Annotated in this window: 17 protein-coding genes; 8 read left to right on the forward strand and 9 right to left on the reverse strand. The window is 70.8% G+C overall.

All coding sequences use genetic code 11. From position 1 onward, the window contains the following. Nucleotides 1–7: 7 nt before the first annotated feature. Nucleotides 8–607: a hypothetical protein gene (locus ACSBPH_RS09980; RefSeq protein WP_442574194.1), complete on the forward strand. Its 600-nt coding sequence runs from the start codon at nucleotides 8–10 to the stop codon at nucleotides 605–607. 59 nt (nucleotides 608–666) lie between these two features. Here ACSBPH_RS09980 and ACSBPH_RS09985 read toward each other — a convergent pair whose 3' ends face one another. After that, a complete protein-coding gene (locus ACSBPH_RS09985; protein WP_442574195.1) occupies nucleotides 667–1,782 on the reverse strand; it encodes an AI-2E family transporter in 1,116 nt (371 codons plus the stop codon). 183 nt (nucleotides 1,783–1,965) lie between these two features. Between ACSBPH_RS09985 and ACSBPH_RS09990 the strand changes: the two genes are divergently transcribed. After that, entirely contained in the window at nucleotides 1,966–2,442 is a 477-nt protein-coding gene (locus ACSBPH_RS09990) for a DUF2231 domain-containing protein (RefSeq protein ID WP_442574196.1), read from the forward strand. A 46-nt stretch (nucleotides 2,443–2,488) separates the two neighbouring features. Here the strand turns inward: ACSBPH_RS09990 and ACSBPH_RS09995 are convergent, their stop codons facing one another. Both ACSBPH_RS09995 and ACSBPH_RS10000 read right to left on the reverse strand, forming a co-directional pair. After that, nucleotides 2,489–3,508 carry a hypothetical protein gene (locus tag ACSBPH_RS09995; RefSeq protein ID WP_442574197.1) on the reverse strand — a complete coding sequence of 340 codons (1,020 nt, stop codon included), beginning with the start codon at nucleotides 3,506–3,508 and terminating at the stop codon, nucleotides 2,489–2,491. Nucleotides 3,509–3,510: 2 nt separating this feature from the next. Further along, a complete protein-coding gene (locus ACSBPH_RS10000) occupies nucleotides 3,511–4,248 on the reverse strand; it encodes a potassium channel family protein (protein WP_442574198.1) in 738 nt (245 codons plus the stop codon). Between the two features lie 111 nt (nucleotides 4,249–4,359). Between ACSBPH_RS10000 and ACSBPH_RS10005 the strand changes: the two genes are divergently transcribed. Next, nucleotides 4,360–5,778 carry a DUF2252 domain-containing protein gene (locus ACSBPH_RS10005; RefSeq protein ID WP_442574199.1) on the forward strand — a complete coding sequence of 473 codons (1,419 nt, stop codon included), beginning with the start codon at nucleotides 4,360–4,362 and terminating at the stop codon, nucleotides 5,776–5,778. 3 nt (nucleotides 5,779–5,781) lie between these two features. On the opposite strand, the gene ACSBPH_RS10010 is transcribed toward ACSBPH_RS10005, so the two are convergent. The 5 genes from ACSBPH_RS10010 to dnaK are packed head-to-tail and all read right to left on the reverse strand — an operon-like array spanning nucleotide 5,782 to nucleotide 10,274. After that, on the reverse strand, nucleotides 5,782–6,201 hold the full coding sequence (locus ACSBPH_RS10010) for an MmcQ/YjbR family DNA-binding protein (RefSeq protein ID WP_442574200.1): 420 nt from the start codon (nucleotides 6,199–6,201) through the stop codon (nucleotides 5,782–5,784). Between the two features lie 33 nt (nucleotides 6,202–6,234). After that, a complete protein-coding gene (locus ACSBPH_RS10015; protein WP_442574201.1) occupies nucleotides 6,235–6,726 on the reverse strand; it encodes a heat shock protein transcriptional repressor HspR in 492 nt (163 codons plus the stop codon). A 40-nt stretch (nucleotides 6,727–6,766) separates the two neighbouring features. Further along, nucleotides 6,767–7,783, reverse strand: a complete 1,017-nt coding sequence (locus ACSBPH_RS10020) for a DnaJ C-terminal domain-containing protein (RefSeq protein WP_442574202.1) — start codon at nucleotides 7,781–7,783, stop codon at nucleotides 6,767–6,769. 8 nt (nucleotides 7,784–7,791) lie between these two features. After that, nucleotides 7,792–8,391, reverse strand: coding sequence for a nucleotide exchange factor GrpE (locus ACSBPH_RS10025; protein WP_442574203.1), 600 nt, complete (start codon nucleotides 8,389–8,391; stop codon nucleotides 7,792–7,794). Nucleotides 8,392–8,393: 2 nt separating this feature from the next. Next, a complete protein-coding gene (gene dnaK, locus ACSBPH_RS10030) occupies nucleotides 8,394–10,274 on the reverse strand; it encodes a molecular chaperone DnaK (RefSeq protein WP_442574204.1) in 1,881 nt (626 codons plus the stop codon). A 169-nt stretch (nucleotides 10,275–10,443) separates the two neighbouring features. On the opposite strand from dnaK, the gene ACSBPH_RS10035 reads away from it, so the two are divergent. Then, nucleotides 10,444–11,013, forward strand: a complete 570-nt coding sequence (locus tag ACSBPH_RS10035; RefSeq protein ID WP_442574205.1) for a GNAT family N-acetyltransferase — start codon at nucleotides 10,444–10,446, stop codon at nucleotides 11,011–11,013. 96 nt (nucleotides 11,014–11,109) lie between these two features. After that, nucleotides 11,110–12,552 carry an MFS transporter gene (locus ACSBPH_RS10040; RefSeq protein ID WP_442574206.1) on the forward strand — a complete coding sequence of 481 codons (1,443 nt, stop codon included), beginning with the start codon at nucleotides 11,110–11,112 and terminating at the stop codon, nucleotides 12,550–12,552. Nucleotides 12,553–12,729: 177 nt separating this feature from the next. On the opposite strand, the gene ACSBPH_RS10045 is transcribed toward ACSBPH_RS10040, so the two are convergent. Beyond that, a complete protein-coding gene (locus tag ACSBPH_RS10045) occupies nucleotides 12,730–13,338 on the reverse strand; it encodes a MarR family winged helix-turn-helix transcriptional regulator (RefSeq protein WP_442574207.1) in 609 nt (202 codons plus the stop codon). A gap of 115 nt (nucleotides 13,339–13,453) precedes the next feature. Between ACSBPH_RS10045 and ACSBPH_RS10050 the strand changes: the two genes are divergently transcribed. The 3 genes from ACSBPH_RS10050 to ACSBPH_RS10060 all read left to right on the forward strand — a co-directional run bounded on the left by ACSBPH_RS10050 (nucleotide 13,454) and on the right by ACSBPH_RS10060 (nucleotide 17,188). Beyond that, nucleotides 13,454–14,410, forward strand: a complete 957-nt coding sequence (locus ACSBPH_RS10050; protein WP_442574208.1) for a MarR family winged helix-turn-helix transcriptional regulator — start codon at nucleotides 13,454–13,456, stop codon at nucleotides 14,408–14,410. 133 nt (nucleotides 14,411–14,543) lie between these two features. Continuing rightward, on the forward strand, nucleotides 14,544–15,239 hold the full coding sequence (locus ACSBPH_RS10055; protein ID WP_442574209.1) for a sirohydrochlorin chelatase: 696 nt from the start codon (nucleotides 14,544–14,546) through the stop codon (nucleotides 15,237–15,239). A 215-nt stretch (nucleotides 15,240–15,454) separates the two neighbouring features. Then, nucleotides 15,455–17,188 carry a nitrite/sulfite reductase gene (locus ACSBPH_RS10060; protein WP_442574210.1) on the forward strand — a complete coding sequence of 578 codons (1,734 nt, stop codon included), beginning with the start codon at nucleotides 15,455–15,457 and terminating at the stop codon, nucleotides 17,186–17,188. Nucleotides 17,189–17,229 lie beyond the last annotated feature (41 nt).

Below are 17,229 nucleotides of genomic sequence, written 5' to 3' on the forward strand. Positions count from 1 at the left end.
TGGACGCATGCCTCGACTCCAGGCGGACGCCGACTCCACGCTCTGGGTTCCCGTGACGGATTCGCTCGGCTTCCGCGGGCGCCGTCACCGCAAGACCGCCATCAGGATGCTGCTGACCCAGGCGAACCGCGCCCTGGGCGCCACGGAGCGCCAGGGCAACGGCTTCCTCGCGTGGGGCATGAGCCAGGCCGCCCCGTTCCTCATGCGACGCGCCGCCGGACGCGTGCTGGTGTGGGTGTGGCGGGCAGACCCCGACCTCCTGGTCGTCATGGCGCAGATCCAGGAGGCGACCTCGCAGCTGCGCGCCGCGCGCGCCATGATGCCCATGGAGTACGACGACACCGAGAGCTTCCGCAATCCCCACCTCGGCGTCGGTGAGAAGCTCGCGATGCCGCTGCCGGCAGACCCGCGCACTCCGCCCTTCGCGACCTACACGTGGGACACCGGCACCCACTTCATCACGGTCACGGCCGTGTGCAGCGACCGCGAGCGCTTCGGCATCGTGGCAGGCAGCATCGACGACCTCGCCCGCACGGTGCGCGTCGTCGACGACCTGGCGGTCGGGGAATCGCCGACCGTGCTGCGGATCGAGCCGCCCCGGCCCTAGCCGTCGGCGCACGGCGCGCGGCGCACGGCAGGCCGCGCCGAGCCGGCCGGCCCGTTCCCCTACCCCGTCGGGGGCGGCGGGTCGCCCGGCCGGATCGGCGCCGCATCCTGGTCGCCCGAGAGCCAGCGCAGCCAGCGGGCGCCGGGATCGCCGTCGAGCACGAGCGCGCGCACGAGGAGCGTGAGCGGGATCGACAGGATCGCCCCGAGCGGGCCGATGACGAAGGTCCAGAAGATGACCGAGAAGAAGCTCAGCGTGAGGCTGAGGCTCACGGCGTCGCTCACGAACTTCGGCTGCACGAGCACCTGCAGCGTGACGTTCACGACGCAGTAGATCCCGATCACGACGAGCATGAGCGGCCAGCCGCCGACGACGAGTGCGAGCAGGGCCGGCGGGATGAGCCCGAGGATGAACCCGATGTTGGGGACGAAGTTCGTCACGAACGCGAGGATCGCCCACACCGCGGGCGCCGGCACGCCGAGCGCCCACAGCGCGAGGCCGTCGATGACCGCCACGACCGCGCCGAAGCTCGCGTTGACGACGTAGTACCGCCGCACGCCGGAGTTGTAGGCCTGGAAGCGCTGCATCGTCGGCCGCGCGGCGCGTCCGAACGCCGCCTCCGCGCGCGAGTAGCGGGCGCCGTCGGCGGCCATGAAGATCACGTAGGCCACGACGAAGAAGAACGCCGTCAGCACTCCCAGCACGGTCCCGCCGAGCGAGGTGGCGAACGCGAGCACGTTTCCGGGCTTGAGGACGGATGCCGCGGCATCCGCCGCCTGTCCGTCCAGCCCGAGCGACTGCAGCCAGGAGACCGCGGAGGTGGCACTGGACTTCAGCTGGTCCTCGTAGGAGGCGACGAGGCCCGCGAACTGCACGCCGGCGTACCAGAGGAGCGCCACCATGACGGCGAGGATGAGGTAGCAGATGAGGATCACCCCCGTCGTAGCCGCCCAGGTCGGCCACCCCCGGCGCTCCAGCGGGAACCGCACGGGGTGGCAGATGATGACGATGACCGCGGCGAGCGCGAGCGGCCCGACGAGCTCTCGCGCGAAGTACAGGCCCGCGAGGGCGATGACGGCGGCGGCGAGGCCGAGGAGCGTGCGCAGCACCGGCGAGAGCGCGGGCACGGGCGCCACGACCGGTGGGGCGGGCGGTTGCAGATGACGGCGCTTCACGGCGTCAGAGTAGCCGCCGCCCGTCGGGGGCCGACGCGGGCGCGCGCACACGGGTCGCGATCGTGACCCGGCTCGGCGCACGCGCCGGCGGCCTTACTCTGCCAGCGAGCCGGAGTCAACGGCGCGGGATGCGCCCGCGCGAGGACTAGCTTCTGCATCGGAGCGTCGGCGAAAGGAATGACGGTGGAGAACATCATCGACTGGGAGCTGTGGGGCATCCCGCTGCACCCGCTCCTCGTCCACGCGACCGTCGTGCTCATCCCGCTTGCGGCGCTCATGCTGGGCGTCTCGGCGGTGTGGCCCGCCGCGGCCCGCAAGCTCACGTTCCTCACTCCCCTCGTCGCGGCCGTCGCCTGCGGCTTCGCGCTGGTCACCCATACGAGCGGCGAGTGGCTCGAGGAGCGGGTGCGCGAGACCGCGGCCGTCGAGCGTCACGCCTCCGACGCCGGCGTCATGAACGCCGTCGCCATCGCGCTCCTGCTCGTGGCGGTGCTCCTGTGGGCTTGGCAGACGATCGTCCGCCGGCGCATCCGGGATCGCGCGATGCTCGTGCGCGCCGTCGACATCGTGCTGGGCATCATCGCGGTGCTCATGGCGATCGGCGCGATCGTCGCGGTCGTCATCGTGGGCCACAGCGGCGCCGCCGCCACCTGGGGCTGATCCGGCACCCCTCAGCCGCCGCGCCCGCGCCGTGACGCGGCATCCGTCAGCGCGTGGTGTCCTGCTGCAGCGCGGCGGCGTTGCGGATGAAGAGGATGATCCAGGTGAACACGAGCGTCCCCCCGACGAGCTCGACCGCTGTCAGCGTGTACCTGCCGATCGCGTAGAAGACGCCGAGCAGCAGCATGAGGCCGAAGAACACCCACCCGAGCACGATGAAGAAGCGCGACAGATCGGGGACCCAGGCGGGGAGACGGATGACGAGCACGCCGTAGACGACCGCCATGCCCGAGGCGAAGCCGGTGTGCAGCCAGAAGAAGTCGTCGACCTTGAAGACGCCGACGAAGGCGAGGAACACGCCGATGAGCACGAGGCACAGCCGCACCCGCGCCATGCCGTGAGGGTTGCTCGAGGGCACGCCGGCGGTCGCCGACCGCGCGAGGGTCGTCACCATGATCCCCGCGACGATGAGCGTGAGGTTGAACGCGAGCGACGAGATGTCCCGCGTCGCGCCGAGCGAGCTCAGGTGCTCGTGCCACCACAGCGGGTCGGACGCCGTCAGCATGCTCGCGAGCATCCCCTCGATGAGGAACGTCGCGAGGAGGATCGCCAGAAGCGTGAGGTCCATGTGCGTCGCGGAGAGGAACGCGACGTAGGCGGTCACCGCAGCGACGGCGCCCGACAGCAGGATGACGGGGATCGCGTAGACCTCGGCGCTGAAGAAGGCGTCCTCGAGGATCACCGACAGGAGCGTCCACGTGAGGATCGCGATGACGGCGTGCGCGAAGGCGAGGGCGGCGAGGTCGACGATCGCGAGGAAGCCGCGGCGCCCTCGGCGCACGACGAGGTCGCCGGTCACGAAGGCGGCGATCGCGACGGCCCCCGAGCAGACGGCCGCGAACTGGCCCACCGAGCCGGGACCCGCGATGGGCGCGGCCTGCCCCCGGAAGGCGATGATCGCGACGACCGCGACCACGACGAAGGCTCCCGCGCCGAGCGCGAGCGAGAGGGATTCGATGCGGCGCTCGCGGTACGACGCGGCGGGCGAGTCGGCGAGGGGTTCCACGATCACTCCTTCGAGGTCTGCTCGGCCTGAGCGAGCTGCTGGCGCAGATCGCTCACCTCTTTGAGCAGCTCGCGCATCTGCCCTCTCGTGGAGGGCTCATTGTCGTCGCGCCCCTGCGAGGCCAGCTCGATGACCCACGACGACACGGTCGCCGTGACCGTGCCGACGATCGCGATGCCGCTGGCCATGAGGCCGACCGCCCACATGCGGCCGACGGCCGTGACGGGGAAGAAGTCGCCGTAGCCGACCGTCGCCACCGTCACGAAGGCCCACCAGATGGCATCGCCGAAGGTCTCGATGTTGGCGCCGGGCACGCCTCGCTCGGCCTCCAGCACGGCGAGCGAGCAGAGGTAGATGACCAGCAGCGACGCCCCCACGCCGTAGATCGCGATGCGATTGCGAAGGGCCGTGCCCGCCGACTGCTTGCCGAAGCGGAAGGTCGTGAGCACGCGCAGGAGCCGCAGCACGCGGAGCATCGGGATGGCGACGATCGCGAGGTCGAGCAGGTGCGCGCGGAACCACGGCGCCCGGGGGTCGGCCAGCATGAGCCGCACGAGGTAGTCGACGACGAAGAACGCGTAGGTGCCGCCGATGACGATCCACAGCCCGACGGCGCCAGGCCCGCTCACGTCGGCGATGACCTTCCACGAGTAGGCGAACAGCCACAGGATCGACGCGATGATGAGAGGCCAGTGGGTCGCCTCGGCCCATCGCTGCTCGGTCATCTTCTGCCGCGCCATGGCAGAACTCTAGAGCGGGCGGCGGGCGCACTACCGATGCATCGCCGCGGGCTCACCCGCGCCGCGTGACGTGCCTACCCGGCTCCCGAGGGCGGTGGGAGGATGTGCCGCATGACCGAGGCACACATCTCCCGCCTGCCGTGGACGCGTCCGGCCACCGTCGCCGAACGCATGGCGGCGGGCAAGGAGGCCCGCGAACGCGCGCCGCGCAGCGGCCTCGCGCACCTGTCGACGACCGATCGGCAACCGCTGGCGATCCTCGACGAGCAGAACGCCCTGCGCATGCAGGACCTCGTGCCGCTGCGCATCGAGCGCATGTCGGCGAGCCCGTTCGCCTTCTACCGGGGGACGGCCGCGATCCAGGCCGCCGATCTCGGGCGCGACGAGCACAGCGGCATCCTGGTCGCCTCCTGCGGCGACGCGCACGTGTCGAACTTCGGCTTCTTCGCCTCGCCGCAGCGCACCCTCATGTTCGACCTCAACGACTTCGACGAAGCGGCGTGGGCCCCGTGGGAGTGGGACGTCAAGCGCCTCATCGCCAGCATCGTGATCGCGGGTCAGGCGACGTCGCGAGAAGAGCGGGTGGTTCAGGATGCCGCGCTCGCCGCCGTGCGGACGTACGCGCGGTCGATGGCGGCCAACGCCGCGCGCAGCAGCCTCCGGCGCTTCTATGAGCACTTCGACGCCGAATCGGGCATCGCCGCGATGGACCCCGAGTCGCAGGCCGCGACGCGGGCGGCGATCAAGGAAGCCGAGAAGCGCACCGGCGACCGCGCCGCCCGCAAGCTCACGACGATCGGCGAGGACGGCCGGCTGACGTTCATCGAGCGCCCCCCGACGATGATCCACACGACGGCCGAGATCGAGGAGCGCCTGCACGAGAACATGCGCCGCTATGTCGCGTCGGCGAACGTCGACGTGCGCCTCGTCCTCTACCAGTACACGCTGTGCGACATCGCGCTGCGCGTGGTCGGCGTGGGCAGCGTCGGCACGCTCTGCGCCGTCATCGCCCTGCAGGACGGCGACGGCAACGCCCTGATCCTGCAGGGCAAGCAGGCCCAGCGCAGCGTCCTGGAGCAGTACGGCGGCATCCCGCAGCCGGAGGAGGTGCAGCGCTTCATCGCAGAGCACGGCGAAGGCGGGCGGGTCGTGGCGCTGCAGCGGATCCTGCAGGCCGTCTCCGACCCCTTCCTCGGGCACCTCCGCGCCTTCGCGGGCGACTTCTACGTGCGCCAGTTCAACGACATGAAGGGCGGCATCGACATGGACCAGCTCGAGGATGCCGCGTTCCACCAGTACGCCCAGACGTGCAGCGCGGTCCTCGCACGAGCCCACTCGCAGTCGCCGAACGCGGCGGAGGTGGCAGGCTACATCGGCAACGGCCGGATCGTCGGGGAGGCGATCCTGGAGTGGGCCTACTCGTACGCCGATCTCTCCCGCTCGGACTACGAGGCGTTCGTCGCGGCCAACCCGCCGCAGCCCGACCGGGCCACGGAGGCCGCCCGCGCCGCCGTGAAGTCGATCGGCTAGACCTCAGTCGTCCGAAACGGGCGGGTGGACGGCCAGCCACTCCTTGGCCAGCCGCTTCGGCGCCCTGAGCAGCCACGCGTCGGTCACGACCTCGCGGAGGAGCTCCGCGTCGATCGCCTCGAGCCGCACGAGGACGGCCGGATAGCCGTCGAAGTGGGGGATCGTGAAGAACTGCTCCGGGAACGATCCGAGGAGCGCCGCCTTGCCCTCGAGACCATCGGTGCGGACGCCGACGACGGGGCCGGCGGGCCACTCCCGGCCCAGTTCCTCGAGCCTTGCCAGATCGGCCTTGCTCGGGCCGCGCTCCCAGACGAACAGGCCGTCCTTCGTGCGCCAGCTCACTCCCCCGCGGTGGCCGTCCACTGCCTCGTGCGTCTCTGGCAGGCTCAGCGCGATCGCGCGCACGTCGTCGAGGGTGGCCATCCGCTCAGTGTGCCGTGCGTCGGCGGGGCGCAGCTAGACCTTGTCGTCGGGGGCGGACGCGGCATCCGTCGACTCATCGCCCTCGGCCGCGGCGGCGATGCTCTGCCGCGGACGCCACAGCACGACCTCGGTCGCGCGGCGCACGCGCGTGCCGTGGCGGAGCGTGACGACGGCGCCCGTGGCTCCGGCAGCGAAGACGCGCGCCCCGGGGCGTCGCTCGAGCTCGGTGCGGACGCGGTCTTCGAGGTCGCGCACCCGCAGGTGCAGCTCGCGCACGCGGTCTTCGAGCTCGAGGATGCGCGCGATGGCGGGAAGACCCATGCCGTCGGCCGACATCCGTGCCACTTCGCGGAGCTGCTGCACGTGACGCAGCGAATAGCGGCGGGAGCCGCCCTGCGTGCGCGCCGGGACGACGAGGCCCAGCCGGTCGTACTGCCGCAGCGTCTGCGGGTGCATGCCGGAGAGCTCGGCGGCGACGGCGATCGCGAAGATCGGGGCGTCCTCATCGAGGTCGTCGTGCATCATCGGTCGTCACCTCCTCACTCGCTTCCGGTACCCGATACTCCTAGCCGCGCGCCTTCGACATGAGCTCGGCGCGCGGATTCTCCTTCGGCTCGACCTCCCGGAAGCGCTCCAGCGCCTCGCGGGCCGCGTCGTCGAGGTGCGAGGGCACCGCGACCTGCACCTCGGCGAGCAGGTCGCCCGTGCCCTTCGCCGTCTGGACGCCGCGTCCTTTGACGCGCAGCACCCGGCCGGACGGCGTGCCCGGAGCCACCCGCAGCTTGACGGGATCGCCGCCGAGCGTGGGCACCTCGATGGTCGCGCCGAACACCGCCTCGGTGAAAGTGACGGGCACCGTGAGGCGGAGGTTGAGGCCCTCCCGCGTGAAGACGGGGTGCGGGCGGACCGTCACCGCGACGACGACATCGCCCGGCTCCCCGCCGTCGGGAGAGGGGCGCCCGCGTCCGCGCAGGCGGATCTTCTGGCCGTCCGCGACGCCCGCGGGGATCTTGACCTTGAAGGGCTTGCCGTCTTCGCCCTGCAGCGTGATGGTCTCGCCCTTGGTCGCGGTGACGAAGTCCATCGTCGTCCGCGCCGTGACGTCGGAGCCGCGCGTCGGACCGCCGTAGCCGCGGAATCCGCCGGTCGGCTGACCGAAGCGGCCCGTGCCGAAGCTGCCTCCCCGCCCGCCGCGCGCCTGCTCGAACATCGAGAAGATGTCGTCGTAGTCGGCGCCGGACGTCTGGAAGCGCGTGCCGCCGGGGCGTCCGCCCTGGCCGAACATCGAGAACACGTCCTCGAAGCCGCCCGCGCCCTGGCCACCCGCCGTGAAGCGGGCGCCTCCGGCCCCCATCGCGCGGATCTGGTCGTACTCCTTGCGCTGCTCGGGGTCGGAGAGCACCGAGTACGCCTCGGAGACCTCCTTGAACTTCGCCTCCGCGGCGGCATCACCCTGATTGGAGTCGGGGTGATGCGCGCGCGCAAGCTTGCGGTAGGTCTTCTTGAGGTCGGCCTCGCTGACGTCTTTGGAGACGCCGAGGACCGCGTAGAAGTCCTTGTCTAACCAGTCCTGGCTGGCCATGGATGCTCCTACTCGGCGGGGACGGCGACGACGACCTTCGCCGGGCGCAGCTCGACCGTGCCGAGGCGGTAGCCCACCTCGACGACCTCGAGCACTGTCGGCGTCTCGACGCCGGGGGTCGGCGCCTGGAAGATCGCCTCGTGATGCTGCGGATCGAAGACCTCTCCGGCCTCACCGTAGGCGACGACGCCGAGCCGCTCGGCGACGGCACGCACCTTGTCGCCGATCGCGGCGAAGGGCGTACCCTCCTGCAGGTCGCCGTGCTTGGCGGCGCGGTCGAGGTCGTCGAGCACGGGGAGCAGGCCCTTGGCGGCCTCGCCCTTCGCGCGGGAGATCTCGAGCTCGCGCTGCTCCTCGGTGCGGCGGCGGTAGTTGGCGTACTCGGCCTGGAGGCGCTTGAGGTCCAGCAGCAGCGCGGACTCGAGGTCGGCGAGCTTTGCGTCCTCGGCCGCGGCGTCGGCGTTCTGCGTCGCGCCGAGGATGTCGTCGAGCGTCAGCTCGTCCTCGGTCGCGGCATCCGTCCCGTCCTGCGGAGCGGGGCCGGAAGCCTGAGCCTCCGACCCCTCCGCACCCGGGACCTCGTTCGGTTCGAAGTCCTTGTCGGTCATGATTACTTCTTCTCGTCCTCGTCGTCCACGACCTCGGCATCGACGACGTCCTCGTCCGGGTTGGACGAAGGCTGCTCGCCGGATGCGTCGGCACCGGTGTCTGCGCCGGCCGAGGAGTCGGCCGACTGCGAGGCCTGCGAGGAGGCGTAGATCGCCTCGCCGAGCTTGCCCTGCGATGCGTTCAGCTTCTCGAACGCGGCCTTGACCGCGTCGTCGTCGTCACCGGCGAGCGCCGCCTTGAGGGCGTCGACGTCGGCCTGCACCTCGGACTTGACGTTCTCGGGGAGCTTGTCCTCGTTCTCCTTGATGAGCTTGTCGATCGAGTACGAGAGCGTCTCGGCCTGGTTGCGCACCTCGGCCGACTCACGACGCTTCTTGTCTTCGGCCGCGTGCTCCTCGGCCTCGCGCACCATGCGCTCGATGTCGTCCTTGGGCAGCGACGAACCGCCCGTGATCGTCATCGACTGCTCCTTGCCCGTGCCCTTGTCCTTGGCGGACACGTGCACGATGCCGTTCGCGTCGATGTCGAAGGTGACCTCGACCTGCGGGATGCCGCGGGGGGCCGGCGCGATGCCGGTGAGCTCGAACGTGCCCAGCGGCTTGTTGTCGCGCGTGAAGTCGCGCTCGCCCTGGAAGACCTGGATGGCGACCGACGGCTGGTTGTCGTCGGCGGTCGTGAAGGTCTCGCTGCGCTTGGTCGGGATGGCGGTGTTGCGCTCGATGAGCTTCGTCATGATGCCGCCCTTGGTCTCGATGCCGAGGCTCAGCGGGGTGACGTCGATGAGGAGGACGTCCTTGCGCTCGCCCTTGAGGACACCGGCCTGGAGGGCGGCGCCCACGGCGACGACCTCATCGGGGTTGACGCCCTTGTTGGGCTCCTTGCCGGTCTCGCGCTTGACGAGCTCCGACACGGCGGGCATGCGGGTCGAGCCGCCGACGAGCACGACGTGGTCGATGTCGCCGACCTTGATGTTCGCCTCGCGGATGACGTCTTCGAAGGGCTTCTTCGTGCGGTCGAGAAGGTCCTTGGTGAGGTCCTCGAACTTGGCGCGCGTGATCGTCTCGGAGAGCGACACGGGGCCGTTCTCGGTCAGCGAGAGGTAGGGGAGGTTCACCGACGTCGAGGTCGACGACGAGAGCTCCTTCTTGGCCTGCTCGGCAGCCTCCTTGAGTCGCTGCAGCGCGATCTTGTCGCCCGAGACGTCGACGCCGGTCTGGTCCTTGAACTGCTTGATGAAGAAGTCGACGAGGCGCTGGTCCCAGTCGTCGCCGCCGAGGCGGTTGTCACCGGCCGTCGAGCGCACCTGGATCGTCGAGAAGTCCTCGTCCTTGCCCACCTCGAGCAGCGAGACGTCGAAGGTTCCGCCACCGAGGTCGAAGACGAGGATGAGCTCGTCCTCCTTGCCCTTGTCGAGGCCGTATGCGAGCGCGGCCGCCGTCGGCTCGTTGATGATGCGCAGGACGTTGAGGCCCGCGATCTCGCCGGCCTCCTTGGTGGCCTGACGCTCGGCGTCGTTGAAGTACGCGGGAACCGTGATGACGGCATCCGTCACCGTGTCACCGAGGTACTGCTCGGCGTCGCGCTTGAGCTTCTGGAGGATGCGCGCGGAGATCTCCTGCGGCGTCCACTTCTTGCCGTCGACCTCGAAGGTCCAGTCGGTGCCCATGTGACGCTTGACCGACGAGACGGTGCGGTCGACGTTCGTGACGGCCTGGCGCTTGGCGGTCTCGCCGACAAGCACCTCGCCATCCTTCGTGAAGGCGACGACCGACGGGGTGGTGCGGAAGCCCTCGGCGTTCGCGATGACCTTGGGCTCGCCGCCCTCCAGGACGCTCACGACCGAGTTGGTCGTACCGAGGTCGATTCCAACAGCACGTGCCATGTGTTCTCTCTCTTTCTGTCGGGGCGGGACGGATGCCTCGCTCCCGGGTTTCTGGGAAGCCTGCTCGCGGGTTGAGCCGCGATGACTCAAGGATATCCACCCCGTTCTCCCGCGTCAAATGAACTTGAGCCGTCTCATATCAAGTTTCCAGGAAGAGGATGATGTGGACATGGGACTTCCGTGGGACTTCCGCACCATCGCCGGCGAGCGCGTCACGCTCGACCTACTGCGCGACGACGATCTCGAGGCTCTTTTCGAGATGCAGTCCGATCCCGAGGTCTGCCGCTACATGCTCTCTGAGCCGCGCACCCGCGAGCGCGTCGCCGAGGTGCGGGAACGGGATGCCGCGGCCACGCGCCTCGAGAAGACCGGCGACTACGTGCAGCCGGCGATCCGCGACGCCTCGGGCGCGCTCGTCGGGACGCTCTACTTCCACCTGACGAGCGTCGACGACCGCACCGCCGAGATCGGCTGGGCGCTGCTTCGGCGCGAGCAGGGGAAGGGTTACGCGCGCGAAGCGGCCGCCCTCATGATCGACGCGGCGTTCGGGGAGATCGGCCTGCACCGCGTGTATGCCGAGCTCGACCCGAGGAACGAGGCATCCGTCGCCCTCTGCCTGCGACTGGGCATGCGCCACGAGGGGCACTTCGTCGAGCACATGTGGTCGAAGGGCGAATGGACCGACACCGGCATCTATGCGGTGCTCGAACGCGAATGGACGGCCCGGACGACGGGCTGAACGAGTCGCCGGGAATAGGGTGGCAGGCACCCGCGAAGAGGCGGGACAGCGCGCGGCGGAACCCGCCGTTCACCGAAGGGCCATAACGTGACCGACATGAGCTCCTCCGCACCCGACGGGCGCGAGCACGTGAACATCCCCGAGCCGCTCCTGTCCGACGGCGAGCTGCACACGGCGGGACTCGATGACCGGCGCGTCCCGCGCAGGCAGGTCATCTCGTGGGCGCTCTGGGACTGGGCGACGCAGCCGTTCAACTCCGTCATCCTCACCTTCGTCTTCGTCTCGCTATACCTCGTCTCGGACAGCTTCCTCCCGGCCGAGGTAGCGGCTCAGAACGCCGACGGGGGTCTCGTCTGTTCACGCACCGCGGACGCCGCCACCGGATACTGCCAAGGGCTCTCCGACCTCGCCGAGTGGTACGGCTGGGTCACGTTCGGTGCCGGCATCCTGATCCTGCTGCTCGCCCCCGTGCTCGGACAGCGTGCCGACGCGGTCGGCAACAAGAAGCGCTGGGTCGTCGGCGGCACCGCAGTGCTCGCGGTGCTGCAGTTCGCGCTCTTCTTCGTCTACGCCGAGCCGGCCTTCTTCTGGCTGGGCGCGCTGCTGGTCGCGTTCGGCTCGGTCGCCTCCGAGATCGCGGGCGTCAACTACAACGCGATGCTCGTGGAGGTGTCGACCCGGCGCACGATCGGTCGCGTGAGTGGGCTCGGCTGGGGACTCGGGTACATCGGGGGCATCCTGGCGCTCGTCATCGTCGTGGTGCTCAACCAGTTCGAGTGGTTCGGCCTGGACGTGTCGGGAGGGCTCGCCTACCGGCTGATCGCCGTGGGCGCCGCCGTCTGGACGGTCGTGTTCGCGCTGCCCTTCGTCTTCAACGTCCCGGAGGCGCCCGCTCGCGCGGACCGCGAGAAGGTGCCGTTCTTCCGCAGCTACGTCGTGCTCGTACACGACATCGCCGCGCTGTTCCGCGAGCACCGTCCGACCTTCTGGTTCCTCATCGCCAGCGCCGTGTACCGCGACGGCCTCGCCGGGGTGTTCGCCTTCGGCGGCGTCCTCGCGGCGGTGTCGTTCGGCTTCTCGGCGACCGAGGTCATCCTCTTCGGGATTGCGCTCAACCTGGTCGCCGGCGTCTCGACGATCGCAGCGGGCTGGCTCGACGACCGCTTCGGTGCGCGCACGGTCATCGTCGCCGCGCTGTCGATCCTCATCGTGAGCGCGCTGTTCGTGTTCGTCTTCCGCGAAGAGGGCAAGATCATCTTCTGGATCGGCGGGATCGTGCTCTCGGCCGCGGTCGGGCCGGCCCAGGCATCGAGCCGGGCATTGCTCGCGCGGCTCTCGCCCGACAACATGCAGGGCGAGATCTTCGGCCTCTATGCGACCACAGGCCGCGTGATGAGCTTCCTGTCGCCGCTGCTGTGGGCACTGTTCATCGGGGTGTTCGGGGCGACCCACTTCGGCATTCTCGGGATCGTCATCGTTCTGGCGGCCGGGCTCGTCCTCCTGCTCCTTGTGAGGCTGCCGAAGCACCAGCGCGCCTGACGGGCGCGCCGCGCTCCGCGCTTCCGGGCTTCGACCAGGCCTCCGCCCGCGGCGCGTCTCGCCGCTGTCGCGCCGCGGGAATGGGGGACGCTTGCGGCGGTTATCGCGGCGCGGTGGCAGCCACACGCGACCCTCCTTTTCGCGGGGCCCGCCGCGCCGCGGCGCAGGGCGCGGGGGCTAGGCGCGAGGCCAGGCGTCGGCGAGCTTCGTCAGGAGGCGTGCGAGCTCGGCGCGCTCGGCATCCGTGAACCCCGTCAGCGCCGCGTCGACGGCCTCGCGCCGCTCACCGCGGAAGCCCCGCACGAGCGCGCGGCCCTCGTCGGTCAGCACGATCCGCGTTCGGCGCGCATCGTCGGGATCGGCCTCGCGTCGCACGAGTCCTAGCTCCGCGGCCTGCTGCACGAGACGGGAGGCACGCGGCTGGTCCACGCCGATCGCGTCGCCCACTTCGCTCACCGAGAGGGGGACGGATGCCGCGGCCAGCGCCTCGAGGAGCCTCAGCCGCGCAGGACCGCCGAAGCGCCCGGCCGCCGCCCACGGCGGAACACCTCTCCCGCCGCCGGGCCACCCCGGCCCGCCGGGCCCGCCGCCACCCCCGAAACGCGCGCCGCCGGAGCCGAAGTGCGGCCCGCCGTGGTGCCCGCCCGACGGACCGTGACCCCAGGGCGAGTCCGCACCGTGGTGGTGCGGAGCATCCCACGGGGGCCGCGGCATCCGTCGCCCGCGCAGCCGCGCGAGCGCTGCGGCGATGGCGTCCGCGGGATCGGGAGAGCCGTTCGAAGTCATGCCTCGAATTTACATGCCGCTTGACATGCGTCCTGACTGCATGTCAATCTACATGTGCATGCCATGAGACATGTATCGTAGGGCGGCCGCCGGTCGCCCGCCGAAAGGACTTCGAATGGACGATCAGAATTTCGACACCACGGGAGACGACTCCCCCGACACGACACCGACCGAGGGCGCACCCGAGGCCGACCGCATCCCGACCGACGGCCGGCCACTGGGCTTCTGGCTCCGCGCCGTCGACGCGCTCCTCACGCGCGAGTTCGACGCCGCCTTCGCCGAAGAGGGTGTCACTCGCCGCGACTGGATGCTGCTGAACGCGCTGTCGGGCGACACCGATCCGGCGCTCGCCGAGCGGCTCGCCCGTCGACCGAAGCGCCTGCGCGTGCTCGAGAAGCGCGGCTGGGCCGAAGAGACGGGCTACGGCACCTGGGTGCTCACCGCCGAGGGACGCGCGGCCAGGGAACGCCTCGCCGGCGTCGTCGACGGCATCCGTCGTCGCGTCGCCGAGAGCGTGCCCGCCGAGGACTTCGCGACCACCCTCGCCTCGCTCGAGGCGATCGCCCGCGAGCTCGGCTGGGACGAGGCGGCCTCGTCGCACGAACACGGCGGCTTCTTCGGGCCGCGCGGGGAGCGCGGACGCGGTTTCGGTTTCCGGCCCGGCTTCGGCGCAGGCCACCCGGGCTTCCCCGGCTTTCCCGGCTTCCCCGGCTTTCCCGGCTTCTCAGGCAGCCCCGGCTTGCGGGGCGGTCCCGCGGCCCGCGAAGGCTACGGACACTTCGGGCCGGGATTCCGCCCCGGCTTCGACCCTCGCCGAGCATGGGCCTGGGGCTGGGATGAAGAGGACGGATGCCGCGGCCACGGCCACCGCGCACACAGCCACCACGACCACCACAGCCACCACGGCGACCCCGGCCATCACGGCCGTCACGGCCGCGCCGGGCATGGGCACGGCCACCACGGTGAGCGCGTCCACGACCGCCACCACGGCGGCCACGACCGTGGCACCGCCGAGGAGGCGTACGAGCGGGGCTTCGACGCGGGCTACACCCGCGCGGCCGAACGGGCCTGACCGTCCGCACGACATCGCGGCGACACGCCGGGCAGAGGCATCCCTCGCCCGGCGTTTCGCCGTCTGCTCGTGCGGACGGCACGGCCTCCTCGCCCGCAATCCCCCCGAAACGAACGGCGGGCACAATGGACGGATGCCGCACCCCGCCCTCCTCGCGATCTCGCACGGCACCGCCTCGGCCGAAGGACAGGCCGCCGTCGCGGCGCTCGTCGCCGCGGCCGCCGAGCGTCTGCCCGAGGTCACCGTGCGCCTCGGACACGTCGACGTGCAGCAGCCGGATGTCGCGGCATCCCTCGCGTCCCTCCCCGAGGATCAGCACGTCGTGATCGTGCCGCTCCTCCTCTCGGCCGGGTACCACGTGCGCGTCGACCTCAAGGAGCAGTCGGCGCACCGGTCCGACGTCGTCATCACGGGCGCCCTCGGACCCGACGAGCGGCTCGTCGAGGTCCTGGCGTCGCGGCTCGCGAGCCTCGAGCCGCAGGGCGAGGACCGGATCGTCCTCGCCGTCGCGGGGTCGAGCGACGACCGCGCGAACGAGGACTGCCGCACGACCGCCGACCTCCTCGCGCAGCGCCTCGGCCGACCCGTCGACGTCGGATTCCTCGCGGCGGCCGAGCCGCGCCTCGGGGCGGCCGTCGAGAAGGCTCGGGGCGAGGCATCCGGTCGCGTCCTCGTCGCGAACTACCTGCTCGCCCCGGGGTACTTCCACGACCTCGCCGTGCGCGTGTCGCGCGGAGCCCCCGTCGCGCGGCCCCTCCTCGACGACGACGAGCCCGCGGCATCCCTCGTCGACATCGTCGTGGACCGCTACCGCGACGCCCTCGCCTGACGCCCCACACACCCGCGCACCCCAGGTCACGCACGCCGCATCTTTCTGCACCGCGCCCGGAAACCCCCGCCGCCGCAACCTCTGTGACGCCGGATTACGCATCGTGTCGTCACTTGACGGCCGCCTAGGACTCGGCGCGTGGCGCTCCTAACCTCGCGGAAGCGGACTGGCTAGCGTCCGCACCCGGGGACGCCCGGGAACATCCGGAGGCCACCGTGACCATCAGCGACATCGACACCGCGCGCACACCCGCGCCGAGGCCCGAGGGCGCCCGCGCCCGGCCGCCGCGTCCGTCGTCCAAGCCCAACGGGCAGTGGAAGATCGACGGCAAGGCGCCGCTCAACGGCAACGAGGAGTGGAAGCAGGTCGACGACGGCCTGAGTGTGCGCGAGCGCATCGAGAACGTCTACGCGCGAGAAGGCTTCGCGTCGATCGACCCGACCGACCTGCACGGGCGCTTCCGCGTGTGGGGCCTGTACACGCAGCGCAAGCCCGGCATCGACGGCGGGCGCACCGCGACCCTGACGCCGGAGGAGCTCGAGGACGAGTACTTCATGCTCCGCGTGCGCATCGACGGCGGGCAGCTCACGACCGACCAGCTCCGCGTCATCGCGGGCATCTCGACGGAGTTCGGCCGTGACACGGCAGACCTCACCGACCGGCAGAACATCCAGCTGCACTGGATCCGCGTCGAGGACATCCCCGAGATCTGGCGCCGCCTCGAAGCGGTGGGCCTGCAGACCACGGAGGCGTGCGGCGACGTGCCGCGTGTCGTCCTCGGCTCCCCCGTCGCGGGCATCGCGGCCGACGAACTCATCGACCCGACGCCTCAGATCGACGAGATCACGTCGCGGTTCATCGGAGACCCGTCGCTGGCGAACCTCCCCCGCAAGTTCAAGTCGGCCCTCACGGGGCACCCCAGCCAGGACGTCGTGCACGAGATCAACGACGTCGCCTTCGTCGCCGTCGAGCACCCCGAGCTCGGCATCGGATACGACCTCTGGGTCGGCGGCGGCCTCTCGACGACCCCCGCCCTCGCCGAGCGGCTCGGTGCGTTCGTGGCGCCGGATCAGGTGGCGGATGCCTGGCACGGCGTCGCCCAGATCTTCCGCGACTACGGATACCGGCGCCTGCGCAACAAGGCGCGGCTGAAGTTCCTGCTCGCGGAATGGGGTGCCGAGAAGTTCCGGCAGGTGCTGCAGGACGAGTACCTCGGCTACGAGCTCCCCGACGGCCCCGCCGCCCCCAAGCCCCGCTCGCAGGGCGACCACGTCGGCGTGCACAAGCAGAAGGACGGCCGCTTCTACGTCGGCGCGACCCCCATCGTCGGGCGCGTCTCGGGCCCGAACCTCGCGGGGCTCGCCGATCTCATCGAGGCGCACGGCTCGACGCGGCTGCGCACGACGCCGCACCAGAAGATCGTGATCCTCGACATCCCCGAGGAGAAGGTCGAGTCGCTCATCGCGGGTCTGGACGAGCTCGGCCTGCAGGCGCGGCCGAGCCTCATCCGCCGCGGCACGATCGCGTGCACGGGCATCGAGTTCTGCAAGCTCGCGATCGTCGAGACCAAGGCCTACGCGACGGCGGCCGTGCTCGACCTCGAGGAGCGCCTCAAGCAGTTCGACCTGCCGCATCCGATCGCCCTCCACGTCAACGGCTGCCCCAACTCGTGCGCGCGCATCCAGACCGCCGACATCGGGCTCAAGGGTCAGCTCGTCACGATCGACGGCGAGCAGGTGCCCGGCTACCAAGTGCACCTCGGCGGCGGGCTCGTGTCGAAGACCCGCGACGAGGCCGGCCTCGGTCGCACCGTCCGCGGCCTCAAGGTCGCCGCCGACGGCATCGCCGACTACACCGAGCGGGTCGTCCGCCGGTTCCTGTCCGACCGCGAGGGCGACGAGACCTTCGCCGAGTGGGCGCACCGCGCCGACGAGGAGGCCCTGCAATGACCCCGCCCCAGACCGTGAACCTCCACCTGAGCGCCGAGAGT

Origin of the sequence: Microbacterium sp. F51-2R, assembly GCF_052180235.1 — a bacterium.
In the GTDB taxonomy this organism is placed as follows: domain Bacteria; phylum Actinomycetota; class Actinomycetes; order Actinomycetales; family Microbacteriaceae; genus Microbacterium.